Annotated in this window: 1 protein-coding gene; it reads right to left on the minus strand. The window is 40.8% G+C overall.

Going from position 1 to position 206, the window contains the following annotated elements; translation table 11 throughout:
• Window positions 1-206, minus strand: a 206-nt coding sequence (locus tag FNK51_RS26870; protein WP_181762361.1) for a ribosomal L7Ae/L30e/S12e/Gadd45 family protein, incomplete at both ends; no start/stop codon positions are given.

Below are 206 nucleotides of genomic sequence, written 5' to 3' on the forward strand. Positions count from 1 at the left end.
TAACTCAGTAAACCGCTCTAATTCACGAGTAATTGCTACAAACTCACGAGTAAACCGCTCTAACTCACGAGTAAATGGCTCTAATTCACGAGTAAACCGCTCTAATTCAGTAAACGGCTCTAATTCACGAGTAAACCGCTCTAATTCACGAGTAATTGCTACAAAATCACGAGTAAACCGCTCTAACTCACGAGTAAATGGCTCTA

Source organism: Bacillus sp. B4EP4a, from assembly GCF_006680105.1.
In the GTDB taxonomy this organism is placed as follows: domain Bacteria; phylum Bacillota; class Bacilli; order Bacillales; family DSM-1321; genus Peribacillus; species Peribacillus simplex_E.